The organism is Sphingobacteriaceae bacterium GW460-11-11-14-LB5, assembly GCA_002151545.1.
In the GTDB taxonomy this organism is placed as follows: domain Bacteria; phylum Bacteroidota; class Bacteroidia; order Sphingobacteriales; family Sphingobacteriaceae; genus Pedobacter.
Map to the genome: position 1 here is coordinate 4,338,028 of CP021237.1, position 26,563 is coordinate 4,364,590.

General features: G+C 38.5%; 23 protein-coding genes and 2 tRNA genes. 7 read left to right on the top strand and 18 right to left on the bottom strand.

The window, feature by feature from the left end; translation table 11 throughout:
* Positions 1 to 166 precede the first annotated feature (166 nt).
* Positions 167 to 1,906 carry a hypothetical protein gene (locus tag CA265_17385; GenBank protein ID ARS41330.1) on the bottom strand — a complete coding sequence of 580 codons (1,740 nt, stop codon included), beginning with the start codon at positions 1,904 to 1,906 and terminating at the stop codon, positions 167 to 169.
* A gap of 14 nt (positions 1,907 to 1,920) precedes the next feature.
* Complete coding sequence (locus tag CA265_17390) at positions 1,921 to 2,256, bottom strand: PadR family transcriptional regulator (protein ID ARS41331.1); 336 nt, start codon at positions 2,254 to 2,256, stop codon at positions 1,921 to 1,923.
* A 607-nt stretch (positions 2,257 to 2,863) separates the two neighbouring features.
* On the opposite strand from CA265_17390, the gene CA265_17395 reads away from it, so the two are divergent.
* Entirely contained in the window at positions 2,864 to 4,315 is a 1,452-nt protein-coding gene (locus CA265_17395) for an amino acid transporter (protein ARS41332.1), read from the top strand.
* 389 nt (positions 4,316 to 4,704) lie between these two features.
* Here the strand turns inward: CA265_17395 and CA265_17400 are convergent, their stop codons facing one another.
* The 4 genes from CA265_17400 to CA265_17415 form a co-directional block, all read right to left on the bottom strand.
* Positions 4,705 to 5,601 (bottom strand): pyridine nucleotide-disulfide oxidoreductase, encoded by an 897-nt coding sequence (locus CA265_17400; GenBank protein ID ARS41333.1) that lies wholly within the window; start codon positions 5,599 to 5,601, stop codon positions 4,705 to 4,707.
* A 73-nt stretch (positions 5,602 to 5,674) separates the two neighbouring features.
* A complete protein-coding gene (locus CA265_17405; GenBank protein ID ARS41334.1) occupies positions 5,675 to 6,301 on the bottom strand; it encodes a hypothetical protein in 627 nt (208 codons plus the stop codon).
* A gap of 79 nt (positions 6,302 to 6,380) precedes the next feature.
* On the bottom strand, positions 6,381 to 7,292 hold the full coding sequence (locus CA265_17410) for a hypothetical protein (GenBank protein ARS43039.1): 912 nt from the start codon (positions 7,290 to 7,292) through the stop codon (positions 6,381 to 6,383).
* A gap of 124 nt (positions 7,293 to 7,416) precedes the next feature.
* Positions 7,417 to 8,754: a hypothetical protein gene (locus CA265_17415; protein ARS41335.1), complete on the bottom strand. Its 1,338-nt coding sequence runs from the start codon at positions 8,752 to 8,754 to the stop codon at positions 7,417 to 7,419.
* A 442-nt stretch (positions 8,755 to 9,196) separates the two neighbouring features.
* Between CA265_17415 and CA265_17420 the strand changes: the two genes are divergently transcribed.
* Entirely contained in the window at positions 9,197 to 9,616 is a 420-nt protein-coding gene (locus CA265_17420; protein ID ARS41336.1) for a glyoxalase, read from the top strand.
* 103 nt (positions 9,617 to 9,719) lie between these two features.
* Here the strand turns inward: CA265_17420 and CA265_17425 are convergent.
* The 3 genes from CA265_17425 to CA265_17435 all read right to left on the bottom strand — a co-directional run bounded on the left by CA265_17425 (position 9,720) and on the right by CA265_17435 (position 10,744).
* Positions 9,720 to 9,794, bottom strand: a tRNA-Val gene (locus tag CA265_17425).
* A gap of 53 nt (positions 9,795 to 9,847) precedes the next feature.
* A tRNA-Val gene (locus CA265_17430) sits at positions 9,848 to 9,925 on the bottom strand.
* A 93-nt stretch (positions 9,926 to 10,018) separates the two neighbouring features.
* A complete protein-coding gene (locus tag CA265_17435) occupies positions 10,019 to 10,744 on the bottom strand; it encodes a DNA repair protein RecO (protein ID ARS41337.1) in 726 nt (241 codons plus the stop codon).
* A gap of 323 nt (positions 10,745 to 11,067) precedes the next feature.
* Here CA265_17435 and CA265_17440 point away from each other — a divergent pair, with 323 nt between their 5' ends.
* Positions 11,068 to 13,218 (top strand): Fis family transcriptional regulator, encoded by a 2,151-nt coding sequence (locus CA265_17440; protein ID ARS43040.1) that lies wholly within the window; start codon positions 11,068 to 11,070, stop codon positions 13,216 to 13,218.
* A gap of 83 nt (positions 13,219 to 13,301) precedes the next feature.
* Complete coding sequence (locus CA265_17445) at positions 13,302 to 13,898, top strand: hypothetical protein (GenBank protein ID ARS41338.1); 597 nt, start codon at positions 13,302 to 13,304, stop codon at positions 13,896 to 13,898.
* A gap of 37 nt (positions 13,899 to 13,935) precedes the next feature.
* On the opposite strand, the gene CA265_17450 is transcribed toward CA265_17445, so the two are convergent.
* The 7 genes from CA265_17450 to CA265_17480 form a co-directional block, all read right to left on the bottom strand.
* Positions 13,936 to 15,792 (bottom strand): hypothetical protein, encoded by a 1,857-nt coding sequence (locus tag CA265_17450; GenBank protein ID ARS41339.1) that lies wholly within the window; start codon positions 15,790 to 15,792, stop codon positions 13,936 to 13,938.
* 6 nt (positions 15,793 to 15,798) lie between these two features.
* Positions 15,799 to 16,749: a hypothetical protein gene (locus CA265_17455; GenBank protein ID ARS41340.1), complete on the bottom strand. Its 951-nt coding sequence runs from the start codon at positions 16,747 to 16,749 to the stop codon at positions 15,799 to 15,801.
* Positions 16,750 to 16,753: 4 nt separating this feature from the next.
* Positions 16,754 to 17,320, bottom strand: coding sequence for an RNA polymerase sigma-70 factor (locus CA265_17460; GenBank protein ARS41341.1), 567 nt, complete (start codon positions 17,318 to 17,320; stop codon positions 16,754 to 16,756).
* Between the two features lie 49 nt (positions 17,321 to 17,369).
* Entirely contained in the window at positions 17,370 to 18,161 is a 792-nt protein-coding gene (locus CA265_17465; GenBank protein ID ARS41342.1) for a hypothetical protein, read from the bottom strand.
* Between the two features lie 160 nt (positions 18,162 to 18,321).
* Positions 18,322 to 19,326: a hypothetical protein gene (locus CA265_17470; GenBank protein ID ARS41343.1), complete on the bottom strand. Its 1,005-nt coding sequence runs from the start codon at positions 19,324 to 19,326 to the stop codon at positions 18,322 to 18,324.
* A gap of 1 nt (position 19,327) precedes the next feature.
* The gene (locus tag CA265_17475) at positions 19,328 to 19,993 is read right to left on the bottom strand and encodes a hypothetical protein (GenBank protein ID ARS41344.1); all 666 of its coding nucleotides are present in this window, start codon (positions 19,991 to 19,993) and stop codon (positions 19,328 to 19,330) included.
* Between the two features lie 114 nt (positions 19,994 to 20,107).
* Entirely contained in the window at positions 20,108 to 20,380 is a 273-nt protein-coding gene (locus CA265_17480) for a hypothetical protein (protein ID ARS41345.1), read from the bottom strand.
* A gap of 268 nt (positions 20,381 to 20,648) precedes the next feature.
* On the opposite strand from CA265_17480, the gene CA265_17485 reads away from it, so the two are divergent.
* From CA265_17485 to CA265_17495, 3 genes are read left to right on the top strand one after another with little or no spacing between them, the layout of a single operon-like run.
* Positions 20,649 to 24,050 (top strand): isoleucine--tRNA ligase, encoded by a 3,402-nt coding sequence (locus tag CA265_17485; GenBank protein ID ARS41346.1) that lies wholly within the window; start codon positions 20,649 to 20,651, stop codon positions 24,048 to 24,050.
* 30 nt (positions 24,051 to 24,080) lie between these two features.
* On the top strand, positions 24,081 to 24,464 hold the full coding sequence (locus tag CA265_17490) for a molecular chaperone DnaK (protein ARS41347.1): 384 nt from the start codon (positions 24,081 to 24,083) through the stop codon (positions 24,462 to 24,464).
* Positions 24,464 to 25,138: a lipoprotein signal peptidase gene (locus CA265_17495; GenBank protein ARS41348.1), complete on the top strand. Its 675-nt coding sequence runs from the start codon at positions 24,464 to 24,466 to the stop codon at positions 25,136 to 25,138. The genes CA265_17490 and CA265_17495 overlap by 1 nt, the downstream gene beginning before the upstream one ends.
* A 119-nt stretch (positions 25,139 to 25,257) precedes the next feature.
* Here the strand turns inward: CA265_17495 and CA265_17500 are convergent, their stop codons facing one another.
* Both CA265_17500 and CA265_17505 read right to left on the bottom strand, forming a co-directional pair.
* The gene (locus tag CA265_17500) at positions 25,258 to 26,103 is read right to left on the bottom strand and encodes a hypothetical protein (GenBank protein ID ARS41349.1); all 846 of its coding nucleotides are present in this window, start codon (positions 26,101 to 26,103) and stop codon (positions 25,258 to 25,260) included.
* Between the two features lie 32 nt (positions 26,104 to 26,135).
* Positions 26,136 to 26,540 (bottom strand): hypothetical protein, encoded by a 405-nt coding sequence (locus CA265_17505; GenBank protein ID ARS41350.1) that lies wholly within the window; start codon positions 26,538 to 26,540, stop codon positions 26,136 to 26,138.
* Positions 26,541 to 26,563: the final 23 nt, after the last annotated feature.

A 26,563-nucleotide genomic window follows, 5' to 3' on the forward strand; every position in this document is an offset into this window, starting at 1 on the left:
CGTTATGTTTTTAGTGTTGAGATAAATCCGTCATTGCGAGGCACGAAGCAATCCTACAACTATGGGTTTGTAATTATTGAATAGCTAAAAGTGAGCTATTGCATTAAGATTGCTTCGTGCCTCGCAATGACGAACCAGCCTAGGCCCCCTCGAAATGACGCAACAATTATTCAGGCGTTATACCCAACTCTTCTTTAACTTCTTTAATTCGGTTTGATACGGAATCCTGGTAAAGGGTATCATTAGGTTTATCTTGACGCAAATGGTCTAAATCACGTAGCTCCTGCTCTAACTTTTCCTTTTTTAACGCCTCTTCTTTTAATTTCGCCACGCATTTCAAACCATCATCAGTCATAATCCATATGCTGGAATCGTTGTGATCATTTTCGCTGTCGTTACATTCCCAAGTCCAGTAATTATTAACATAGCGGTAAGCATCCTGCTTTAAAATTAATTTTGTACCCACCGGAATTTCAAGATTTAACCTTACTTCCTGGTTTCTCCAAATGGTTCCCTTTCTCAATTGAAACCGCGGACTAAAAATCAGTTCAGCATCTTTCACAACATAATTGTAGCTAATGTTCTGCGCATTTTGCAAGGCACTTTGAAAAGTTTTACCCTGCGATTCGTACTTCTGTGTTAAACGGGTAACACCAGTTTCACTCTTGTTAATATCAATGCGGATATGGTTCGGTGAAACAAAAGGTCCGTCTTCAAAATCATCAACTACAATCTGATGGCGATTATTCGCATCAATATGGTAAGCCACGCTATCTTCTTTGCTGAAATATTTACTTTTATCGATATTGATGGTATATACCGGATAAGCTTTCAGGTCGGTTGTTTGCGTTAACTCCGCATGTTGCTTAAATTCTGATGATATTTTAGCCGCCTGATAACCTGTAATGGCTACACCCGCCAGCCAGATAATTAACAGCGCAAAAGAAAGTGTTTTGTTAATGGCCTGTTTGTTAAAAGCTACCCTGATCGAGAATAACACCAGGGCTAAAACCGGTACAAAGCAAACAATAAATGCACCAAATAAAATTGCCCCCCTATTGCCTTCATTAATAATAGAGAAGGGAAAATATTCATAAATACTGGCATCCCAAAATCCCTGAAAAGCGGCCGTACCTATAATTAAAGTAATTAAAAAGAGTACACCAAACACAACGATGAAACCCGCAATGATCTTAAAAATCACTTTTCCGGTACCCGAAATAAACCGGCCAAGCCACTCGAAAAACTCTCCGATAAAATTCCCTAAACGGGCAAATATAGGCTGGGCATGTTTATTTACTTCACCTAAACGCTCCTTAACGGCTTGTAATTCTTCATCCAGGTTTTTCTGAAATCCCTGAAGATTCGCAGGTTCACCTTTCATTTCCATTCTTTCGATACGCGATTTAGCCTTTGGCATAATGATCCAAAGGATGGCATACACCAATAGTCCAAATCCACCTGCTATGCTGATCAGCAATGTTGCCAGTCTAATCCACTTAGGATCGGCGTTTACATAATGCGCAATACCTGCACAAACCCCTGCTACCACGCGGTCGTCCATATCGCGGTACAATTTTTTCTCTACATACTGGTGCTGGTAACCGCTGTTCATTACAGGTTCCTCTTCACCTTCTTCTACGGTATCAAAATCCTGCACCTTACCCATTTGCGCAATCACCGAATTTACGTTGGTCGAATCTACCACTTGTTTTTTCTGCTCTTCTAATTGCTCGGTTAACAGTTCCGCAATCCGGTTTTCAATATCCGTTACAATTTCAAGGTCATCTGCATGGTTGGCAAAATATTGTTTTACTTCGTTCAGGTAGGCCTTTAAGAGTTCGTAAGCACTTTCTTCAATATGAATAATCGTGTTCCCTATATTGATGATGATGGTCTTTTCCATTTCCTTTTTAATATTTATGAATTGGCTCCTTTTTGTGAAATACCTACAGCATAAGCCAGCTCCTGCCAGGTTTGATCTAATTGTGATAAAATACCCCGGCCATCTTCGGTTAAGGTATAATATTTACGCGGTGGGCCTGAGGTAGATTCTACCCAGTTGTAGCTTAACAAACCGTTGTTTTTAAGCCTGGTTAATAATGGATATAATGTACCCTCAACCACCAATAGCTTTGCCGTCCTTAATTCGGCAATAATATCCGAAGCATATATTTCGCCCCGGGAGATGATTGATAAAACACAGTACTCCAGAATTCCCTTCCGCATTTGTGTTTGCGTATTTTCTGCTATCATATAACAAAGATATATGTTTTATATACTACCATGCAATACATAGTACTAAAATAAATCAAATTAAATTCACAAATAACTGATTATCAGCATAATAATTTTAAATTAAATTTTGTGTTTCGGAAATAATTCTGTAAAAGTTGAAAATTTTTAATACTTTTTAGAAAAGCAAGGTCCTGTAATCCTTCGGTTTTTGTAGTCCTGCTATCACCTATAGTCCCGATTTAGATAGGCTTTTAAATATAAAATATTCGATAAAATCGGGAGCTATTTGGTTCTATCAGGTTTAAGGTGGATAGGGCTATTGTTACGATTAATGATTTTTGAGATAATGCCAGAACAGCCCCCTGTAAATAAACCCGACAGAGCGGGTAGGCCGCAGCCCGATTTTTCATCGGGAGAGGACTACAAGCGATGGCGGGACTACAGCTCCCATGAAAAGCGGCACGCAAATTTTCCAAAAGAAGAAATTCATTCTAACTGCTTTAGCGTTCCAAAGTCTGCCCGTATACCTACCCTTTTAAACCTCGTAGGCCACACACGAATAATATATATAAATACTATAGAATTAATATATTTTAATAATTTTGCAGCGTCTTAACTTATTTTCATGAAAAAATCTATTGCCAGCATAGTTGCTGAGGCAAACGAGAGTGGCGAAGGAAGCCTAAAAAGAACCTTAGGCCCCATTAACCTTATTTTAATTGGCGTAGGTTTAACGCTTGGTGCAGGTTTATTTTCGATTACAGGTTTGGCCGCGGCCAACCACTCTGGGCCAGCAGTTACACTATCTTTTGTTATTGCAGCATTGGGCTGTGGTTTTGCAGCTTTATGTTATGCTGAATTTGCATCCATGATTCCGGTTGCGGGTAGTGCCTATACCTATTCTTATGCCACCATGGGCGAGCTTTTCGCCTGGATTATAGGCTGGGATCTGGTGTTGGAATATTCTGTGGGTTGTGCTACCGTAGCCATCAGCTGGTCGCAGTATTTAACCAAATTTTTGGCCAGCCTGCATATTTATCTCCCTCCGCAGTTAACCTTATCTCCTTTCGAAACCGCTAAACTGGCCGATGGTTCTACCGTTAATGGCATCATTAACATCCCCGCAGCATTGGTGGTGGTATTAATGACAGCCATATTAATCCGCGGTACCAAAGGCTCGGCCATTGTAAACGGGATAATTGTGTTTCTTAAAGTTGGCGTGGTATTGGTTTTCATCGCATTGGGCTGGCAATATATCGATCCGGCCAACTACCATCCCTACATCCCCGAAAATACCGGGACCTTTGGTCAGTTTGGCTGGAGCGGCGTTTTACGTGGCGCTGGTTTAGTCTTTTTCGTATTTATAGGTTTCGATGCTGTTGCCGCTTCGGCGCAGGAAACGAAGAACCCTGCCCGCGATTTACCTATCGGTATCATTGGATCGTTGCTGGTTTGCACGGTTTTATTCGGTTTATTTGGGCACGTGATGACTGGCCTGGCCAATTATAAAGAATTTGCCAACAGCGGTGCCCCTGTAGCCATTGCCATCGAAAAAACACCTTATGCATGGTTAAGTCAGGCGATTATTCTGGCCATTTTGATCGGTTATACTTCGGTAATCTTGATCGATTTAATGGCGCAATCGCGGATGTTCTATTCCATTAGTAAGGATGGCTTATTGCCAAAAATGTTTTCTGATGTTCATGCAAAATTTAAAACACCTTACAAATCGAACATTATCCTTTGTGTATTTATTGGACTTTTTGCAGCATTTGTCCCCATGAATGTAGTAGGCGAAATGACTAGCATTGGTACCTTACTGGCATTTTTAATGGTTTGTGTGGGCATCCTGATCTTAAGAAAAACAAATCCTGAAGCTAAACGCCCATTTAAAGTTCCATTTGTACCCTTAATTCCCATTTTAGGCATTTTAACCTGTATTGCCATGATGGTATTTTTACCCTGGGAAACCTGGCTGAGGCTGGCGGTTTGGTTAATTATTGGCTTAGCCATTTACTTCTGGTACGGCAAAAAGAATAGCAAACTAAAAGCCCAGGAAGAGCAGACAAAACTATAGGTAATAAACTCATTACTATACATCTGGCACGATTAAGCTGTTTCATTTTCTATACAGCTTAATCGGCTATTTATTCGCCTTATGGGATTGATAAACGTATAAATATCAGTTGAATAACAAAAAAATATAAGTTATTAACAATTCCACATTTTTCTTAATTTTTGGCTTGGGATTTGTCTTAAGGAAATTAACCCTATTAAACTCATCCCTATGCTTATTAAATTAGACACATCCGTTTTCAGGCTTTCGAGGCATAAAGCAGAAACCGTAAAAAAAAGCGTTACACCACTCACAAGAGCGCAATGGATTACTGCCGATAGAATTGTGATCGCAGCGATATTTATTGCCACCATTGTTGGTGCAATTTTATTTTAATTTCCGATGATTGATCAAAAATCTTCAGAAATCATTTCCTTATTCATCACCACTGCGGCCATTGTTCCTGCAGCTGTAATGATAGATAGCGACCTAAACAGGGTTGCACAATCTCCTGCGGCATAAACGCCTTTGGCCGTGCTTTGCTGTTGCTCATCGACTTTTATTGTTTTTAAATCTGTGAGTTCAAATCCGAGCTGCTCGTTGAAATTGAAATGTTGTTCCACATCGGGTTTTATGTATATCGCTTTCAAAGTCAATTTCTCACCGTTTTTAAAAACAACCTCTTCAAGATAGCCATTATTGTGCAGCAGTTCAACAACTTCATCTTCTATGATGGTCATTGATTTAGCTTTTAATTTTTCAGTCTGCTCGGCGCTTAGCTGCGATTTACCGTTAGTTAATATCGTTAAATCTTTATTCCAATGGTTCAGGGTTTTGGCCATCTCAAATGCATGTTCGCCATTCATTAACAGCCCTATTTTTTCACCCTTCACCTCGTAGCCGTGGCAATAAGGGCAATGTATAGCAGAAATGGCCCAACACTCGGACAAACCTTTAATGTTAGGTAGTACATCTTTTAAACCTGTAGCCAATAATATTTTCCGTGCCGTAAAATTTTCACCCTTCGCTATCTCAACGCTAAAACCTCCATCTATTTTCCTGGCCGAAATAACTTTCCCTTCTAAAAATCTGAATGTTGGGTATTTCAGCACTTCTGTCTTCGCAGCTTTAGCAATATCAGCAGGTTTATCACCATCGTGCGTTAAAAAATTATGCGAATGCGGGGTTTGCCTGTTACACGATTTGCCCGCATCGATGACCAAAACATTTCTCGTGGCCCTGCCCAAAGTTAAAGCAGCAGATAAGCCTGCATAGCTTCCGCCAATAATGATTACATCAAAATCCATATCTAAATCTTTTATTACAAAGATCCAAAACGAATACACAAATGCAACATTATTGCATTAAATTAATGTCATTTTATTTTCTGAAGATGGTTGCCTTGATAAAACCGCCATAATAGAGTCGTTCTTCCACAATCAGATAACTGGCTTTGAAAAAATATGGATTCATATTGATAAGCTCATCCGCTTCTACAATACCTAACAATCTAAAAAAGCTGTACATGGATTTGAGCAGCAGCCATTTCCACCAGTTTCCATTGATTTTGTTGAATGAAAAATCGACCAGAAACCATAATCCCTCTTTCTTTAAATAGTCATGTAACTGCCTGAATACTTTTACAGCCCGTTGCTCCGCAAAATTATCAAATAAAAAAGGTGTTAAAATTACATCAAATAAGACATCAGTTTTAAAATCCTCGATACCAAGGTTTACGAATGTGACCTGATTGTCTTTATAGTTTCGTTTTTGAGAAAGCGCAATCATTTTGGCAGATATTTCTACGTAAACAATCTTTAACCCGTTGGTGTAAACCTTCGCCAGTTCCTCCAAAATCCACCCGGTACCACCGCCTACAATTAATACATGGCTATTCTCCTGAATATATTGAAGTTGATTGATCTGCGAATTCACCTGCGATTTAAAAAACACCAAACGACTTAAAGTATCGTAATGGTTTGCTAATTTATCGTAGTTGTTGTTCATTGGTTAACTGTTTAATTGTTGAAATTGGTTAATTGACATAACACCGATTAACCCCTTAACCGATTTAAACCATTAACCCCTATCGTACAAACTGCATTCCGATTATTCCGCATATCGCTTTAAACAAAATGAGTCCATCAATTACCATCAAATAATAAAGAATATTTTTTCTTCTGTGCATGGAATAGGCCACGTAAATCGTGAGGATAAAAGGCAGCACATTAAATAAAACCTGCGGCAATCCGAAACCTTTGTAACGCGCAAATATGCCCAAAGAAATTAAGCCAATAATCAGCAATGGAATCAGGATACTGAAAATTGTTCTGCGCAGACCGTAACGCACTACAAATGTTCTTAAATGTTTATTGGCATCGGTTGGGTAATCTTTAATGTCAAAAATGATTGCATTTACCGTGCAAAACATCCAATTTTTAATAAATAACCAGGTCCAAAGTACAGAATCATGGTAACCAACCCCTGTTTCAATTTTAAGCATAATTAACGGCAATACATTGGCACAGCAGGCCCACACAAAACCGATTACAAAAGCTTTTAACCAGCCAGTATTACGCAGGTTAAATTGGAGAAAAGATCTGGGCAACAAACCATAGTATAATCCTCCTGCGGTGATGATGATCAATATGGCCACCCAATAACTAAATGGCAAAGCCAGGATATGCTGAAAGTTTTGGTAGAGCAGGTTGATGGCCAGCAGCATGCAAATAATAAAAAGCACAGCCTGACTCCAGTTGATAAACCGCTTATGCTTGAAATACCACTGATTGCGGGGATTGGTTGTAGATGGTTTGGTAGAAACCTTATTGTAAGCGTAGGTATAATAGATAGTTGGTGCCAGAAAAAGCAACAGGTAGTAATTTAATGAATTAAGCGGCAGCCTTAATTGGAAGGTTGCTTCGAGCGTGAGCGCAACAGCCAGAATGCCCACGAAGTAGTTTCCATAAAAAATGAACCTGATAATTTTACCGAACATTTGCCACTGTTTATCGGCAGGCAATTTCGGATATATAATTGAATAAGGTAAATAATTATAAAGATTAATAAAGCACAAAGCAGTATACATCAACCTACTTTGTGCTTAAGGTATTTATTGGAAGCTATGGAAGCGTGGTTAAGTTAACCGTTGGCGCTGTACCTGTAGCTGTTCTGGTAAATGACTGGTTCGGCGTAACGTAATTGGCAAAAAACCCACCATTTCGCAAATAAAATTTACCGCCCGATACACCACCTGCAAAATCCATCCTTTGTTGATTGGTACCTGTGGCATCAACTGTAAAATTGGCTGTAGTAATCTCTGTCCAGGTACCAGCAGTATTGCGGATCCATTGGTTATTGTAATCGGCTCTTCTGCCCAGATAACCGTTTTTATCATTAAAGTTTTCTAAGAAAGAATATAATCCTGTTAAATAGCTATTGGTATTTGGTTTTTTCCATGAAGCCATGAACGACCAGGTACCTAGTTCTGGTGCATAAAACCACGAAGAATAAATGGTATTTCCCAATCCATCTGGCTTGGCCTGTGTTAAAAACTTATAGGTATTTCCAGCAACCCAATTATAAATCAGGTAAGACTGCCCGCCTTCACCCTCTCCTGTAAAATTAGTCGCCACAACATTAGTGCCTTTTCTGGTCCAGGTTGTGGTTCCACCAGTAGGGTTCCATACCGAAAAAAGCATCCTGCGTTCTGTTGCCGAGTTAACCTGCATTCCGAAATAGCCACCACTAAAACCATTGGCCATGTAATAACTTCCAATTTTATCTTCTCCGGTTGGAACAGTAATTTCACTATAAAACCACTCTGTATTGGCCGGCGTTGAAAAACCCAGGTGAACTGAAGGGCCTCTTCTAGACCAATAATAATTAGCAGGATCGTTCGCATAATACACATTCGATGCCACGGCTGCTCCACTGATCACAAGATCTGAAACATCAGCAAAATACGAACCTGTTTTACTTACGCCCTGAAACTGAACAGTTACATAACCGGGAGTAGTAATGTTTACTGTACCAACGGTATAAGTGGTATTTGCTGTACCTGTTGCCGTTACATTAAACGGCGTTCCATTTATGGTAATTTTTAAAACACTTGTACCACTCGGTACTGATGCTTTTACGGCTACCGTTAATGCACCTGTATTTCCGATCCTGAAATAAGAGCTAAAAATACTGTTGGCATTCGTCCAGTTTGCCAGTTTTGTTGAAGTTACCGTTTCTACTCCTCCAGATGCCAATGTGGTTACATAAGCATTTCCCCCCATCGAAACCGTTAATGATGTACCGCCTAGCGACTGGGTACCTACAAGACCAAGCTTTTCATTTTGATTTAAAGATGCATCATCTGCACCCGCTAAATTTTCCTGCTTTTTGCAAGAACTGGTAAATAATACAAACCCTAATATTGCCAGGCTTGAAATTGATTTGATAGACTTTTTCATTGATTTGGTTGAGATTTATGGTTAGTAATGATGTATCAAACAGGGACTTATAGCAGCGGCTTGCTTTCTCTAATTTAATGTAGCAATTGAGCATTTCAACCATAATCTTCGACAAAACATTACGCAAACGTTTGTGTTTAAAGCACTTACATTCCCCGTAAAATCAACTAAATAACTGAAGTAAAGAAGTATTAATACTACAAGTAGCGCATAACCTGAATCGGGTTATTCTGCAGGGTTGTTAGCCTGATTTAAACGGTTCAATAAGTCGAATTAAAACATGAATTACGTTCCGCTTGAACTTATAATCAATCGTTTGTGTGGAGAAAAATATACTTGGGAAGAATTGATTTTCTGCTATCTTGAAATCAATAAAAAACACCAGCAATAATGATATCGGTTGCAACAGTACTTGCAATCAGCCAACTAGAAAAAAAATAATATGGAAGAACAAAAAGACAACTTAACTTCAGCTGCTGATACCACACCAAAGGTGACAGGTATTGGCGGCATTTTCTTTTTTTCCGATAATCCGCAGGAAACGAAAGATTGGTATGCTAAAAATTTAGGATTTGAAATGAGTGCCTGGGGTACCACGAGTTTTGAGTCCAGAAGTCTCAATAATCCTGAGGAGATCGAATCACTTCAATGGAGCCCTTTCAAAAAAGGAGATGAATATTTTTCGCCGTCTAAAAAGGATTTCATGATTAACTATCGCGTACAGCATATTGAAGGCCTTGTTGAGAAACTTAAAGAAAACGGCGTAACCATACTTGATGAGATTACCACTTACGATTATGGGAAATTTATCCATATTATGGATGGAGAAGGCAATAAGATTGAGTTATGGGAGCCTAGCTAAATCTCTAGTTGACATCATTCTCGCTTATGCGGTAACCATGTAATGCTCAATGAAGCTAATCTTAAAACAAAAAAAGTCCTTCAGTAAAACTGAAGGACTTAAGTGGGAAATGAGGGGTTCGAACCCCCGACCCCCTCGGTGTAAACGAGGTGCTCTGAACCAGCTGAGCTAATTTCCCTTTAGGGTATTTCAAATTTTTATAAAAAAGCCTTCCAGTTGTACTGAAAGGCTTGGTGGGAAATGAGGGGTTCGAACCCCCGACCCCCTCGGTGTAAACGAGGTGCTCTGAACCAGCTGAGCTAATTTCCCTTTTTATATTTTCAAACTTAATGCCCCATCCTCCGTTTGGGAATGCAAATATAGCGCTATAAAACTGTTCTGCAAATCTTTTTTTCTTTTTTTTCAACTTAACAAAGTTTCGAGGATTTTATGCGATTGTACCACCCCGAACGACGCTGTATGTAAGGTATAGAAAACCAATATCTTATCTAACAAAAAACGCCGCTGTGCATTGCTCATTTTTATTTCAGAAATTTTTTCGAGCGGTGTATGAAAAAGGGAAATAAATCCAAGGGCATCTTCCAACTGGAGGTAATTGGAGTGAATAGGTAACCTGGAAGTAAATTCACCTTCCTGTAAATCGAAATAAATCTGGTCGTTTCTTCTTTTCTCGTTGGGCGAAAAACCTAAAAAACGGGTGAGTTTTAACAAAAATGACAAGTGGAAATTGGGATTAATCTCTTCAATTTCATCAAACCAGGCAATCGAATTAAAAATATAATCGAATAAACTCTCATCGGCCGATTGTTGCCTGATGCTTTTATACAATACCTCATTTAAAAAAATAACGATACTTGTTTTAATCATATCGTAAGGAATGCTTTTAAAAACCGGTGTTTGCCGAACTTCCGATACCCTTTGAATATTGGTATTTGTTTTATGATAAACCACCATATCCAGCAAATGGAGCGATTGCAGCATGTTCATTTTAATCTTTGCTTTTGGTTTTTTAACACCATTAATGAGGTAAGACTGCATGCCAAATTTATCGGTAAGCACCTGCACCACCACACTACTTTCGCTGTAGTTTGTCGTCTTTAAAACAATGCCTCTAACTTTGTGCAACATGCGATTAAAACAATTTTTTCAAAAGTATGTTATTTGTGCAAATTTAATTGTGCAAAAAGTAATCACGTTTTACAAATAAGATTAGTTTTGCCGTTATATTATTATTAAAAACTAAGCTACACATGTGGGTTAAGCTATCGAGATTTATTCTTCAGAACCGTATCGCAATCATCGTATTTTTCGTATTAGGAACAATTTTTATGGCTTATCAGGCCAAAAATGTAAAACTCTCCTACACCGGGAGCAAAATCCTGCCTGTTACCGATAGCGCATTCGTAAAATATAATGCTTTTAAAAAGACCTTCGGCGAAGACGGAAGTGTGATGGTGGTAGGTATACAATCGCCTGATATTTTTAAAAAAGAAGTGTACAACCAATGGGTTCAGCTTTCTAACGATATCCAGAAATTAAAAGGTATTAAGCAGGTTTTATCATCAGGAAGGATTTTTCAACTGGAAAAGGATACGGTGAACCAAAAATTTGTTTTAAAGCCGCTACCTGGTGGTTTGATTAAAACCGATGCCGAGATGGATTCGATCAAGAATACCATTTATAGCAATCCTTTTTTCGAAGGACTGGTTTACAACCGTCAGAATGCAACTTTAATGGCCATCACTTTCGACACGAAAATATTAAACACTGCCGAACGTAATCCTATCTTAAAAGAAATTGAGGCTAAGGCAAAAGCTTTTCAAACAGCAACAAAAATTCAGGTGCATATTTCAGGCCTGCCTTATATTCGCACCGCGGTAAGTAAACTGGTCAGTAACGAATTTGTACTGTTTTTAGGTTTATCGATCCTGGTTTCTGCACTAATTTTATTGTTTTTCTTCAAGAAATTCTACGCGGTGTTCTTCCCTATTTTAGTAGTGGTGATGGGTGTAATCTGGAGTATCGGCACATTGGTGTTATTTGGTTTTGAACTGACCATTTTAACAGGGCTAATTCCACCGCTTATTGTAATTATTGGTATCCCTAACAGTATTTTATTGTTGAATAAATACCAAAATGAACTTAGAAAAGACGGCGATAAACAGCGTGCCTTAAGCGTAACCATAGAAAGAATTGCCATTACCACGCTAATTGCGAATATTACTGCAGCTATCGGATTTGGCGTGTTGTACTTTACCGGAAGTGAACTTTTGATGCAATTTGGCAGCGTGGCCTCCATTAATGTAATGGTTACCTGGTTAATGTGTTTATGTTTAATCCCGATTATCTTTAGCTACTTACCAGCACCAAAACTTAAAGCACAAACACATGTTGAGGAAGGATTTTTACACAAGTTACTGGTTAAAACCGATACGCTTGTTCAACACAAAAGTGGCTTGATTTATATCGGAACAATTATTATCTCCATCATTGCCTTTATTGGGGTAATGAAAATTAATGTGAATGGCTACGTGGTTGATGACCTGCCTAAAAATTCAGAGATTTTAACAGATTTAAAATTCTTTGAGAAAAATTTTGAAGGCATTTTACCGCTGGAAGTTAGTGTTGATACCAAGAAAAAGAATGGTGTTTTCAATTTAACCAACCTGAAAAGAATGGAGAAACTGGAAAAAATGATTTCTTCCTATCCTGAATTTTCGCGTTCTATTTCGGTAAATATGGGTCTGAAATATGCTACACAGGCCTTCTACAATAATGACTCTACCTTTTTCCGTTTACCGGATAATTTAGAAAAGAATTTTATTCTGGCATACATTGCCAACGGCGGCAAGGGAAATGCAAGTCTGTTAACCAACTTCATCAGCAAGGGAAACCAGAGTACAAGGATCAGTTTTCAAATGGCTGACGTTGGCTCCAAACGTTTGGATGCAATTATGCTCGAGTTAAAACCGCGTATCGATAGTATTTTGCCTCCATCTAAGTTTGATGTAGAACTGACCGGATCGAGCATTATTTTTTCTAAAGGAACCGATTATATGTTAAGGCATTTGGTTGAAAGTATTGCACTTGCCATCGTATTGATTTCTCTTTTAAGGCTTGCCCAATTTAAGAGTTTGGGTATTATGTTTATTTCGCTGTTGCCCAACATTGTTCCTTTAATTATTACCGCGGGGATTATGGGTTATTTTGGAATTTCCCTAAAACCTTCTACCATATTAATTTTCACCATTGCCTTTGGTTTAGCTTCCGATCAGACCATTTATTTCTTAACGCGTTATCAGCAGGAATTAAACCTGACCAATTTCAGCGTACCGAAAGTGATTACCGATACCATTACCGAAACAGGTGTGAGCATGACCCACATTGCTTTAATTTTATTCTTTGGCTTCGGAATTTTTACGGCTTCTACTTTCGGAGGAACGGTAGTACTAGGCTTACTCCTATCCATCACCTTATTGGTCGCCTTAATTTTCAATTTAACTTTATTGCCAGCACTGGTATTGTGGTTAGATAAAAAGAAAGTAAGGAAACTGGTATCTGATGAAGAATCAGCCAGGAATGCAGGTGAGTTTGACCATTAAGCAGTTAGGGGTTGGCAGTATAGATTAAATCCTATAAGATTTTAAAAGCCTTATAGGATTCTTATATTTATAAAAAAATTGCCATGAAATATTTCGACAAATTTCATCCCGACAATTTTTACCATATCTATAATCACGCTGTAGGAGATGAGAATCTTTTTAGAAAGCATGATAATTTTATCTTTTTCTTAAGTAGATATGATAAATACATATCTCCTATCGCTAAAACATTTAGCTACTGTTTAATGCCTAATCATTTTCATGTATTAATACAGGTGAGGGATGAAAAGGCAATCAGACTGCTGTCAAAAAATGATGATGGTGAATTTGATTTCCATAAATTTATTATGCAACAACTCAGCAATTTTTTAAATAGTTATGCCAAAGCATTCAACAAACAACATAATAGAAAAGGCGCTTTATTTTTAGACTTCACGCGAAGAAAAGAAATCAAGGATGAATTTTATTTCTCTAGGTTAATTAAGTACATACACCAAAACCCAGTGCATCATGGCTTTTGCAAATCAGCATCGGAATGGGATTATTCTTCTTACAACACAATAATTTCGATCAATAAAAATTCAAAACTTGAGCGAAATGCTGTTTTTGATTGGTTCGGCGGAATTGAAGAGTTTATAGCCTTTCATCAAAAAGAGGGGTTCATAGATTTAGACCTATAAGGTTTTAAAAACCTTATAGGTCTTTTCAAGGCTATTTTTATAAAATGACCAACCCTACATTCCACCCCAACCAACCGGTATATCTCGAATTGTTAAAAGAGAAATCTTGATGTTTTTCCTGCAATAAACCAAATCCACCGATCCTGGTGTTTTGTTTAGTGTAATAAATATTAACCGATGGACCGCCTTGTATGGCCAGCCATTTATTTAACCAGATGTTTATCGGCAGCTCAAATTTATTCAGCAGGTTGAGGTAATCCCAACTGCCTTGATATACATACTGAGAACTTATTTCAGGATTTAGGGAAACACTTCCAAACAATCTGATTTCCTTGCCAAAACCCAAGCCGCCGGTATATGCTTTTTCAGAAGATTTTTTGTTCATACCAAAGATCAGCATATTGTATAAACGATTACTTCCACCTTTATATGCCACATTATAAGTTGTACTTTCATTGGTGCTGAAACTAAATTTATGATAACCTTTTAATGCAACATTGATGAGTCCGATTGAATAGCCGTCATTTTCATTCGAAACATTTAGTATCCCAAGTTGAATGCCTTTTAAGTTTTTGGCATAATTAATCGCTCCAACCTGAAATCCGCTCGCAGTTTGTGAAGTAAAATTGGCGAGTACAGCAAGATTTAATCCACTGGTTTCATGGTTGATATTGGCAATACCGCCAATCTGTATCCCACTGGTTCTACCGTTCACAATGTTCCCGCCAACTCCTATTTGCACACCTTTTGTCTCTTTGTCAACCAGGTTAAAAGCACCAACCTGTATACCTTTTAAAGTATCGCCTATTACATTAATACCAGCAGAAAACTGTGCGCCATTAAAATTGTTTTTAATCGAGTTGCCAATGCCACCAACTTGAACCCCTCTAAAGTTTTTGCCAATACGATTAAATCCAGTTGCAACTTGTAGCGCTTCGGCACCGCCCTTTACATCGTTAAATAAACCTGCAATCTGAACACCCTTAACGTTTCCACCAACTAAATTAAATGCTCCTCCAAACTGAAAATACCGTACATTACTTTTATTAATATTAAAAATAAAACCAATTTCACCTCCATCTACTCCTGCGCTATAAGCCCCTATAACATTAAGCGAAAATTTGTTCACCACCTGCCCACTCAACGAACCATGAGAGTTTAAACCCGGAATAATTGAAAATTGAAAGGGAGCCTTTGAAATAAAACCACCGATATTAATCGACTGGATTTTTTGTTGCGCCGTAACCAGTGTATTCCCCAGCCAGGTTTTTTCTACATCATCTAAATTTCCGCTGATAAATCTTTCTGCTGGATTCTCCTTTCTATTGGTAATGTTCACCTCTGCCAGGAAATGGGTAACTGTAGATTTATAGTTCTCCTTGCTTACGGTTAATGATATGGGTTGCGTGATATTTTTTAACCGCATGGAAAAATAACCATTTCCATCCGATATTTCGGAAACCAACAGGTTTCGTTCATAAATACTGGCGTCTTGAATAGGTTTATTGGTCCGTTTGTCTACTATCTGGCCTGTAATGGTATAAAGCTCGGGGCTACCCACTGATTCATTCACCAATAAAAGCAATTCGAGCGGTGCATACCTGATAATTACAAAATTACCCGATTGACGATATTCGAACCTATGGTTTAATATTTTATCCAGTGTTTCGGCAATATTCAGGTTATTTTCGTGGATACTAATCAAGCTGTCAACCGGCAATATATTGCTGTTATAAGAAAACCTAAAACCGCCTTTCTTTTCTATCATCGCCAATACAGAACTTAATTTTTGTTGATCGATATTGAGACTGATGTTTCTGGATAAATTCGACTGGGCACGTACTAATGAACAGAAAATAAAGAGAAAAAGAACAGTAATTTTGAGCGTACGCATTGGTTCTTATTTAAGTTTGATCACATCCTGCCCATACTCTACCCTTATTTTAAAAGTTTCAGCGATTACATTCAGGATTTCTTTAAGCGATTCGTTTTTAAAGGTTGTGCTGATTGGGAGTGCCTTTAATGCGGGATTTACGATAACAATATTGGATTTAAATTTTTCATTAAGCACTTCGACTAGATCGCGAAGCGGTGTTCCATCGCAAACCAGTTCGTTTGTATAATAGTAATTGTACAACTTGCCCTGATTTTCTCCCTTTGATAAATGGCCTTGATTTTGACTCACTTCTACTTTTTCGCCGGCAGTTAAACGCACACTATCATTTCGGTTGTTTACCTTAACGATCCCACTTTCTACAATTACCACAACGGCTGCCCCATCACTTTTCACATTAAATGCCGTGCCTACAACTGTGACCAGCACATCATTAACACTAATAATAAATGGTTTCGACTTATTGGCGCTGACTTTAAAAAAGGCTTCACCCTTTAGTTTAACATTACGGGTTTTATTAAAAAATCCCCCTACAAAAGAAAGTTCAGATTGTTTATTCAGGATTGCTGTAGAACCATCAGGAAGTGTTTGTGTTAAAGTGCTTTCGCCGCTATTTACATTTATTTTATGGCCAATTAAATTATTGTAAAAGAATAAACCCGCACTCAAAACAATTGCGACAATGGCTACCCAACGTAAAACGAATTTATAGCTGAACGTTTTTTTCTCACGCTGTAAACGGATATTCAACCTTTCTAAAGCCTGGTGTTCATCAATTTCGGGATCAATCTGCAGTTTACTTTTCTCCAGTATTGTCCTGAAATCTTCTAATTGTTTAAGGTGATCAGGATTTGATGCCGCCCATGCTTCAACCTGCTCACTTTCGGGCACAGTAGCCTCTCCAAGCAAGTATTTTGCCAGCAAATCATCGTTAATATGTGTATAGTTTTTATCCATAAGCTTATTTCAATAAAATAAAAATGAGGATCAGGAAATCGACCACCCTAAGGCGTAAAATTTTTAGCGCCTTTCCCATCTGGTTTTCTACCGTTTTGATCGAAATATTTAGTGCATCGGCAATTTCCTGATATTTCATCTGGTCGAACCTGCTCAACTGAAACACATTTCTGCATTTTTCGGGCAGCTCGTTTATTGCCGAATGGATATTCTTTTCCAGTTCTGTTGCCATGATCTCTGTATTTAAATTCCCTGTATCGTTTTTCACTGCATCGGCATAATGAATGTTAAAATTCGATCTCACTTTTTGATGTTTCAGGTAATTCAGACTTTCGTTGTGTACTGAACGATAGAGAAATGATTTCAAAAACCCATCTGTTTTAAGTTGCTCTCTTTTTGTCCAGATGCGTACAAACACATTCTGAACAATTTCTTCGGCATCATCTTTTTCTTTAATTATGGTAAAAGCATAGGCATGCAAACTCTTGAAATGTTTTAAAAACACTTCGTCGAAAGCCTGCTTATTGCCGCTTTTAATTAATCCGATCAGATGGGTATCGTTACTTTCCATAAAGCTAAATCTGCAAAGTTTTAAAAACCTCACAGATTCGGTTTAAAATCTAAGTTGTTAAAATCGATTTCAATTTACGCCTAATTATAATTTCTTTTAAAAAGCCTGGCATAATTTTATCCAACATCATTAAAAAGCGGTTGGCAAAACCTGGTATGATTTCTTTCTTCCCTTTCAACATCCCATCTATTGCTGTTTTGGCAACATAATCGGCCTCTAAAATAGTGGCTTTTGCAAAACCTTTCAGCTCATTGTTCATCACCAATAATTCTGGTTTAGTGTTTATGCCGCCCGGACTAAGTAAACTGATATGCACATTTGTACCGCTCAATTCGAGTTGCAAACAACGGGTAAAATAACCGATAAAAGATTTGGTTGCGCCGTACACCTGCTTTTTCGGAACAATAAAATGCCCTCCTAAACTGCCCACATTTAAAATATAGCTGGCCCTACTTTTATCAATATGATTTAAAAATAACCGTGTAAGTAACACCGTATTGGTAATGTTAAGGTCGATCTGTGTTCTATAAAAATCGACATTTTTATCTTCAAACCAACTCCAGTTCCCTAAACCCGCATTATTGATCAAAACATTAACCTCGATTTTATGCGCTTTTAGCTTCTCAAATATTTCGCTGGCGGAAGTACTTTTGGTTAAATCTATTTCAATACAGCATACCTTGCTGTTAAAGTTTACTCGAAGGTAATTCGCTAAATGTTCCAATCCACTATTCGGCAGCGAAACCAACACCAAACCTAGCCCGCGTTTGGCCGATTCGATGGCAAAAGATTTACCCAAACCTTCACTTGCACCCGTAATCAATACTGTTAAATGTTTCATTTTATATCCGTTTATAGCGGTTATCTTTTTATTTTATATATCGTCCTCGTTTGTAACGAGGACGTACGTGAATGTCGATTGCATCGACTTTCGAGCCTTAGCACTATATTACAAATGTGAACCTCAATCGTCCTCGTTGCAAACGAGGACGATGGTTTAATTAATTACTTTGAAAATGGTTCACAGTTTTCCATAGTCCTACAGCAAAAGGTGTTATCCTATAATTCAGTTCGGCAATGGCTTTATTGCTCGAATATTGCTGGTTGCATTTCAACCTATCGGCAAACTCAGGCAGGAAAAACGGGCTAAGATTAAAAAGCCGCGATTTTAAAGATTCCAGCACACTGTAAGCTTTAATGATATTCACCGGAATTTTATACAGACTTCTTTTTTTGCCCGTGATTTGTCTTAAGGTACTGAAGAACCCGTTAAATGACACGTCAACGCCACCCAAAATATACCGTTCACCATTCCTGCCATGCTGCATGGCTGCAATATGCCCATCTACTACGTCATCTACAAAAGCATAGTTGGCAATTGCTTTTCCATCGCCTGGAATAAAATGCCAGGTACCCTTTAGATAACCAGTGACCATTTTACTCACCGTATTGCTATCGGTAATCGGCCCATCGCCATATACCCTTGATGGGTTTACAATCACCACTTCCAGCCCTTTTTTTACAAATTCCTTAACTTCTAATTCAGCCAGGTATTTTGTGCGTTCGTAACTGATCGGAAAGCCAACAGCCCTTGGGTCGTTCTCCGAAACCGGCAAATTTAATGTCGGTCCCCATACGCCGCAGGTTGAAGTATGCACAACCTTTTCTACACCCAGTTTTAATGCGCAATTGAGTACATTTCTAGTCCCGGTTACATTAACATCATAAAAATCCTGTTCGTTCCTGCACCACATTTTGGCCATCGCAGCAGTATGGTAAACCTGGTAACAATCTTTCATGGCATTTTCTAAACTTTCAGGATCTAACACATCACCTCTAACAAACTGAATATTGCGGTGCCGGATAAGAAAGGGATGATTCACATCTCTACAGAGGGCCACTACATCGTAACCCATCTCTGCCAATGCAAAACTTAATTTCCGGCCGATAAAGCCTGATGCCCCTGTAACCAAAACCCTCAGGTATTTATTTGCTACTGTTTCCATGTTAAACCCTTTCCATCCTAATGGTGTACAATGAATGATTTACCACAACCAGTTTACATATTCCATTTTCGAAGTGGTAATCATTATAATTTCCATCGGGAAGATTAATCCTGTACTGATGTGCCCCACTTTTTTGAATGGGGATAAAACATTGAAAATTATCAGAATATATTTCGGGAATATTTACGGGCTCTTTGATGTATAAAAGCATCATATTATAACTGATTGGCTGGTTTATCGTGCTGATTTTATCACCTGTTCTGAGCTGATAAACATTATTGATCCAGCTTGTTTTCTTAGCCTCTTTGGCATTACCATTTACTACTCTGTTTACATTTGAAGTGAGCAACTTTCCATTTTTAAAATGCGCTACATCTTCCGTTTCTACATCGATTTTAAAAACGAAACGGGTTTGTACTTTCGAAGTTATTTTTAGATAAACATTATCACCCTCATCTTTTTGCTGTAAATACAGCTGACCAATTACTTCACCATTGCGCTTGATATTAAATTTGCTTTGCTGTGCAAACGCCGATGAAAACGAACAGATGAGAAAAAGTAGCGAAGCAACGCTTTTCGGATTGATCGGACTTTTGGATGAGAAGGTTTTGTAGGTTTTTGGAGCAAGATATTTCTTGCAGAGCCAAATAATTAATGCAGGAATCATAGTATCTCTATTTGTTAATTTAGAGCTAATACAACTCATAAGAGATTTACCCCTACGTGGATTTTTATTTTTTTATTGCCTTGGGTTTAAACCCAAGGCAATAAGGGTGAGGTTTTATTCAGTTGCAGGTTTTTTCTCCTCCTCATCTACCGGAACCTCAACCGTTGGGTCGGTAATGATTTCGGCATTGCCATCGTTATCTTTTTTGGCAAATAAAATTGGATATAACAGCCACAACGCACCAATAATGATGAGTACGCCCGCCAACATTTGAAAATAGATACTTCCTTTTACTTCGTAAGCATCTAAAATTTTATAGGCGACAAAAGAAAGTACGCCAGCGATGAGTACGAAAACGGCCTTCTGCAATTTTAAGAGCTTGATCATGGGTTCTTTCTTTTTAGTGTTACAATATGGATTAAAACAAAAATAAGCCCAATTAGTTCGAGCAAGCCACAGAAATAAAAAGCATAAAGTACAAAATCCCGGTCTGACGGATTTATTACCGCAACAATTGGCAAGGCAATTACGGCAACAATCATCAGTGTAAGCCCGATATTAAATAATTTCACGTTAAAAGTATTTACATCAAAACTACCAAAATTCAGTCAATTCTGTTAACTTTGCAACCTTAATTTTTTGAGGTACTTGATTGATGTATAGCGAATTTAAACAATTGGAACTTGCCAAAATAGGGCAAGAAATACTGGATTTTTGGAAAAAGGAAAATATCTTTGAAAAAAGTATTTCTTCCCGCCCTAAATCTAATCCGTTTACTTTTTACGAAGGACCACCGTCTGCCAATGGCATGCCGGGAATCCACCACGTAATGGCGCGTGCAATTAAGGATATTTTTTGCCGCTATAAAACTTTAAAGGGCTACCAGGTTAAACGTAAAGGTGGTTGGGATACGCATGGTCTTCCGATTGAGCTTGCTGTTGAGAAAAAACTGGGTATTACCAAAGAAGATATCGGCAAGAAAATCAGTGTTGATGAATATAATGCGGCCTGCCGTACTGAAGTGATGCGCTATACGGATGTTTGGAACGACCTTACCGAGAAAATGGGTTATTGGGTTGATCTGGAAAATCCTTACATCACTTACGAAAACGAATACATCGAAACGCTGTGGTGGATCTTAAAACAACTTTACGACAAAGGATTTTTATATAAAGGTTATACGGTTCAACCCTATTCTCCTGCTGCAGGAACAGGTTTAAGCTCGCACGAGTTAAACCAGCCGGGCACCTATAAAGATGTAAGCGATACCACGATTGTTGCGCAGTTTAAAGCCATTAATGAAACTTTACCTGATGCCTTAAAAATATTTGGTACAGTTCACTTTTTAGCCTGGACAACTACCCCCTGGACTTTGCCAAGTAATACGGCATTAACCGTAGGACCAAAAATAGATTACGTATTGGTTAAAACTTTTAATCAATATACTTTTGAGCCGATCCAGGTTATTTTAGCCAAAGCACTTGTAGGCAAACAGTTTGCAGGCAAATACTTTTTAGCGGAAAGTGACGAAGATTTAAACAATTTTAAAGCGGAAGACAAGAAAATCCCTTATACCATTTTAGGGGAGTTTGTTGGTGCAGACCTGGTTGGCATTAAGTATGAACAATTATTACCTTATGCGCTTCCTTACCAAAATCCGGAAAATGCCTTTAGGGTAATATCGGGAGACTTTGTAACTACCGAAGATGGTACAGGTATCGTACACACTGCGCCAACATTTGGTGCCGATGATGCAAGAGTCGCCAAATTGGCTACACCAGAAGTACCACCAATGCTGGTTTTGGATGATAAAGGGAATGCAGTTCCTTTGGTTGATTTACAGGGGAAATTTATCGCTTCTTTAGGTGGTAATTATGGTGGCAAATACGTTAAAAACGAATATTATAAAGATGGCGAAGCACCAGATAAATCTGTTGATGTTGAATTGGCCATCCAGTTAAAAGAAGAGAACAAGGCCTTTAAGGTTGAAAAATACGTACACACCTATCCACATTGCTGGAGAACAGACAAACCGGTTTTATATTATCCGTTAGACAGCTGGTTTATCAAAACTACTGCGGTTAAAAATAAAATGGTGGAATTGAATAAAACCATCAACTGGAAACCTGAATCGACAGGAATAGGCCGTTTTGGCAACTGGTTAGAGAACCTGGTGGATTGGAATTTATCGCGTTCACGTTATTGGGGAACTCCATTACCGATCTGGCGTACTGCCGATGGAACGGAAGAAAAATGTATCGGCTCTATCGCTGACCTGAATGCAGAGATTGCAAAATCGATCGAAGCGGGGTTTATGCCTGCAGGTTTCGAATTGAAAGATATGCATCGCCCTTATGTTGATGACGTGATTTTAACTTCATCAAAAGGTGAAAAAATGACCCGCGAAACCGATCTGATTGATGTTTGGTTCGATAGCGGTGCCATGCCTTATGCACAATGGCACTTCCCTTTTGAGAATAAAGAGGAGTTTGAAAATGCTTATGCTGCCGATTTTATTGCAGAGGGTGTTGATCAGACCCGTGGCTGGTTCTTTACCCTGCACGCTATTGCCGTAATGCTTAGCGAGGCCAGTGATGAAATTAAAGCCGTAAATGCTAAAGTGGGCAACCCTGGTGTAGCTTTTAAAAACGTCGTTTCGAACGGATTGGTATTGGATAAAAACGGCAACAAAATGTCTAAACGTTTAGGCAATGCAGTTGATCCTTTCAGCACCATCGAAACTTACAGTGCCGACGCTACCCGTTGGTACATGATCAGCAATGCATCGCCATGGGATAACCTTAAATTTAGTTTAGAGGGCTTAGATGAGGTGCGCCGTAAATTCTTCGGAACACTTTACAACACTTATGCTTTCTTTGCCCTATATGCAAATATCGATAAATTTGAGATCGACAAAAATAATTTAAGCAAAGTTGAAGACAGAACGGAATTAGACCGCTGGATTTTATCGTTGTTGCAGAATTTAATCAGCGAAGTTGATGAAAGCTACAATACTTATGAGCCAACTAAAGCTACACGTGCCATCCAAACCTTTGTTGATGAGCATTTGAGTAACTGGTACATCAGGTTAAGTCGTCGCCGTTTCTGGAAAGGCGAAATGACTGATGATAAACGTGCCGCTTACGAAACACTTTATACCTGTTTAGAAACCTTGGCGCAGTTGATGAGTCCGGTTGCACCATTCTTTGCCGATTGGTTGTACAGAAACTTAACCGTAACGGATGCTTATGCAGAAGAATCGGTTCACTTAACCTTGTGGAAAGAAGCTGATCAAAGTTTAATCGACAATGCACTAAACGAAAGAATGGTTTATGCCCAGGATATCTCTTCAATGGTTTTATCGTTGCGTAAAAAATCGAGCATTAATGTACGTCAGCCTTTAGAAAAAATCTTAATCCCTTCTTTAAATCGCGATTTCGAACAAAAAATCTCAAAGGTTGCCGATTATATCCTTTCTGAAACGAATGTAAAACATATCGAATTCATTACCGATACACATGGCATCGTAAAGAAAAAACTGAAGCCTAACTTTAAATCGTTGGGTAAAAAAGTGGGCAAGGATATGAGTATTGTGAAAGAAGCTTTAGAGAACATGAATCAGGATGATATCCAGCGTTTAGAACTTGATGGTTACATTAACGTTTTCGGCAGCAACAACATTCAGCATGCGATCGATTTAAATGATGATGTAGAAGTTTTTGCTGAAGATATTCCGGGATGGCAGGTAACCAACCTGGGTAACTTAACCGTGGCTTTGGATGTTACCATCTCTGAAGAGTTAAAGCAAGAAGGGATTTCGCGCGAACTGGTTAACCGCATCCAAAATTTACGAAAAGAATTAAACTTTGAGGTAACCGATAGGATTAAAGTTTCGTTACAAAATGATAACTTGGTGGCCAGCGCAGTTGCTAAAAACAAGGATTACATTTGCGCGGAAATATTAGCCGACGAATTTGAATTAACAGATACTGTAAATAATGCAAACAAAATCGTTATCGACGATGTTGAGTTAAGCATTTCAGTAACTAAAATATAAATCCATATATTAGAAAATTAGAAAACGAACATGGAAAACAGCAACAAAACACGCTACTCAGACAGTGAATTACAAGAATTTAAAGAATTAATTCAAGATAAATTACGCATGGCTAAAGAGGAACTTAACTCTTTAACCACTTCTTTGAGTAATCCAAACGCAAACGGAACAGAAGATACTTCAGGTGCTTACAAAACATTAGAAGACGGTTCTGCAACAATGGAAAAAGAGCAGATCAATCAATTGGCTGCCCGTCAGAAAAAATTTATTGATAACCTGGAGAATGCATTGGTGCGTATCGAGAACAAAACTTATGGTATTTGCCGCGAAACCGGAAAATTAATCCAAAAAGAACGTTTACGTGCGGTACCGCATGCAACATTAAGCATGGAAGCTAAATTAAAGCAGAGTTAATGAAAGGCTATACCAAACCTCTAATTGTTATCTTTTTAGTTTTACTGGCCGACCAGGCACTTAAAATCTGGGTCAAAACCCATATGCAGATTGGCGATGAAATTCTGTTTTTTGGAAAATCTGGCCTGCATTTCACAGAAAACCCTGGAATGGCATTTGGAATGGAATTTGGCGGTGAGTTTGGTAAGCTGGCATTGTCCTTATTTAGAATTATCGCCGTCGGTGGAATTGGTTATGGCTTACATTATCTGATCAAGAAAAAGTACCACAGGGGATTAATACTAAACGTATCGCTGATTTTTGTTGGCGCATTGGGAAATATTATCGATTGTGTATTTTATGGTGCAATCTTCGATAAAGGGATGACTTATAATGCCTCATTTAATGATTATACCCGATATGATGGTCTTGCCAAATTCTCCTCAAAAGGTTATGCTTCCTTTCTTCATGGAAATGTAGTAGATATGTTCTATTTTCCATTGGCGCAGGGGCATTTCCCTAGCTGGATTCCGATTTGGGGAGGCGAGGAATTTATTTTCTTCAGACCTGTTTTTAACCTCGCAGATGCAGCCATTTCAATCGGAGTGATCCTGATCCTCATCTTTCAGAAAAACTACTTTAAAGAAGATGTAAAAGATGAAGTGAGCATTAACAGTGAGATTGTAGAAGATTAATGAGTAACTCGTCCTGCTGAACCTGATTCAGCATCTTAAAACATTGAAATAATGTCTAGTCCTTGAAAAAGTTGACTATTTATTTTACTAAATTATAAAAATAAAAGAACCATTAAAATCTATTTTGATGGTTCTTTTTTCTTCCACCGTTTTACAAATATCTTAGGTTTTGAGTGCGCTTGCCTCGGCGTTAACATATTTACTGAAGAGTGTAATCTCATCTGGTTATATAATTCAATCGCCTGGTGCACTTGTTTATATAATTGGGCTTTCCCCTTAAAGACTGCATCCAATCCAAATTCGTCCTTTAAAATCCCATTGACTCTTTCTGCGACTGCATTTTCATATGGATCACCATTTTCAGTCATACTGATTGTGATGTTGTTATGCGATAAAAGCCTGATATAATCATAGCTGCAATACTGTAGTCCCCTGTCAGAATGGTGGATGAGCTGATGCTCATACTCCCTCTTGCTTATGGCCATCTCCAATGCCTTTTTCGTAGACACAGCCTTCATATCGCCACAGACTTCATACCCCATTATTAGCTTCGAGCCTGCGTCGGTAACCAGATGCAGATATTCATTTCCTGCAACCGTTTGTAGGTATGTTATATCTGAAACCCATAGCTGTTCAGGCATGGTTAGTTCCAGGTCCTTAGTTAGGTTGGGGTATTTCCTCATCCAGTGCTTCGAATCAGTTGTTCTGGTATACTTGCGTTTCCGTTGGACCAGCAGATGCTGTGATCTTAATATCCCAAAAAGTTTGTCGCGTCCAACCCACATGTTCTTGCGGGACATGCTTTCCCGTAACATCACATGCAGCTTACGGACCCCGGTCCGCGGTAGCTTATGTCGAATGTTCAGGACCATCTCTTTGATCTCCTGCTCTGCAACAGTCTTTTTTGAGCTATTGGATCTTGCCTTATAGAAAGCCTGTTTCGTGTAGCCAAACAGCTTGCACAACTTAGTAATAGTGTTCTTACTGGATAAAAGTGCTATTTCTTGAACTGCTTGGCGCCAGACTTTTTTCGGATCTCGATGTTCAGTTCCCGCTCCGCGATCTCAACAAATTTCTTGTACATGGAAAGCTGATGTTCTGCTTCCCTTAACTTCTTTTCCAATGCCTTGTTCTCTTGCTTTAACTCGAACTCAAGCTCTTTGAGTCGCTGTTGATCGTTGTCCTTCATAGGCCTGCCAATGCTTTTATATCTTGGATAGGCTAATTTACTATATTTTCGTAACCAATTCTGAATACACTGATTTCCGCGGATATCGTATTTACGTTGCAACTGGTCTTTATTCAAATGACCGTTCTCGTACTCCTCTACCACTAATCGCTTGAAACTTTCACTGTAACTCCGGGGTGAACGTTGCAATTTTTTTAAATTATTATTGACCATTTTGTTAAGATTTGGTCAACCTT

Bases quoted from the DNA above. Each gene is read 5' to 3' on its own strand.
- CA265_17385 (ARS41330.1), bottom strand. From the start codon at position 1,906: ATGGAAAAGACCATCATCATCAATATAGGGAACACGATTATTCATATT.
- CA265_17390 (ARS41331.1), bottom strand. From the start codon at position 2,256: ATGATAGCAGAAAATACGCAAACACAAATGCGGAAGGGAATTCTGGAG.
- CA265_17395 (ARS41332.1), top strand. From the start codon at position 2,864: ATGAAAAAATCTATTGCCAGCATAGTTGCTGAGGCAAACGAGAGTGGC.
- CA265_17400 (ARS41333.1), bottom strand. From the start codon at position 5,601: ATGGATTTTGATGTAATCATTATTGGCGGAAGCTATGCAGGCTTATCT.
- CA265_17405 (ARS41334.1), bottom strand. From the start codon at position 6,301: ATGAACAACAACTACGATAAATTAGCAAACCATTACGATACTTTAAGT.
- CA265_17410 (ARS43039.1), bottom strand. From the start codon at position 7,292: ATGTTCGGTAAAATTATCAGGTTCATTTTTTATGGAAACTACTTCGTG.
- CA265_17415 (ARS41335.1), bottom strand. From the start codon at position 8,754: ATGAAAAAGTCTATCAAATCAATTTCAAGCCTGGCAATATTAGGGTTT.
- CA265_17420 (ARS41336.1), top strand. From the start codon at position 9,197: ATGGAAGAACAAAAAGACAACTTAACTTCAGCTGCTGATACCACACCA.
- CA265_17435 (ARS41337.1), bottom strand. From the start codon at position 10,744: ATGTTGCACAAAGTTAGAGGCATTGTTTTAAAGACGACAAACTACAGC.
- CA265_17440 (ARS43040.1), top strand. From the start codon at position 11,068: ATGGTGGTAGGTATACAATCGCCTGATATTTTTAAAAAAGAAGTGTAC.
- CA265_17445 (ARS41338.1), top strand. From the start codon at position 13,302: ATGAAATATTTCGACAAATTTCATCCCGACAATTTTTACCATATCTAT.
- CA265_17450 (ARS41339.1), bottom strand. From the start codon at position 15,792: ATGCGTACGCTCAAAATTACTGTTCTTTTTCTCTTTATTTTCTGTTCA.
- CA265_17455 (ARS41340.1), bottom strand. From the start codon at position 16,749: ATGGATAAAAACTATACACATATTAACGATGATTTGCTGGCAAAATAC.
- CA265_17460 (ARS41341.1), bottom strand. From the start codon at position 17,320: ATGGAAAGTAACGATACCCATCTGATCGGATTAATTAAAAGCGGCAAT.
- CA265_17465 (ARS41342.1), bottom strand. From the start codon at position 18,161: ATGAAACATTTAACAGTATTGATTACGGGTGCAAGTGAAGGTTTGGGT.
- CA265_17470 (ARS41343.1), bottom strand. From the start codon at position 19,326: ATGGAAACAGTAGCAAATAAATACCTGAGGGTTTTGGTTACAGGGGCA.
- CA265_17475 (ARS41344.1), bottom strand. From the start codon at position 19,993: ATGATTCCTGCATTAATTATTTGGCTCTGCAAGAAATATCTTGCTCCA.
- CA265_17480 (ARS41345.1), bottom strand. From the start codon at position 20,380: ATGATCAAGCTCTTAAAATTGCAGAAGGCCGTTTTCGTACTCATCGCT.
- CA265_17485 (ARS41346.1), top strand. From the start codon at position 20,649: ATGTATAGCGAATTTAAACAATTGGAACTTGCCAAAATAGGGCAAGAA.
- CA265_17490 (ARS41347.1), top strand. From the start codon at position 24,081: ATGGAAAACAGCAACAAAACACGCTACTCAGACAGTGAATTACAAGAA.
- CA265_17495 (ARS41348.1), top strand. From the start codon at position 24,464: ATGAAAGGCTATACCAAACCTCTAATTGTTATCTTTTTAGTTTTACTG.
- CA265_17505 (ARS41350.1), bottom strand. From the start codon at position 26,540: ATGGTCAATAATAATTTAAAAAAATTGCAACGTTCACCCCGGAGTTAC.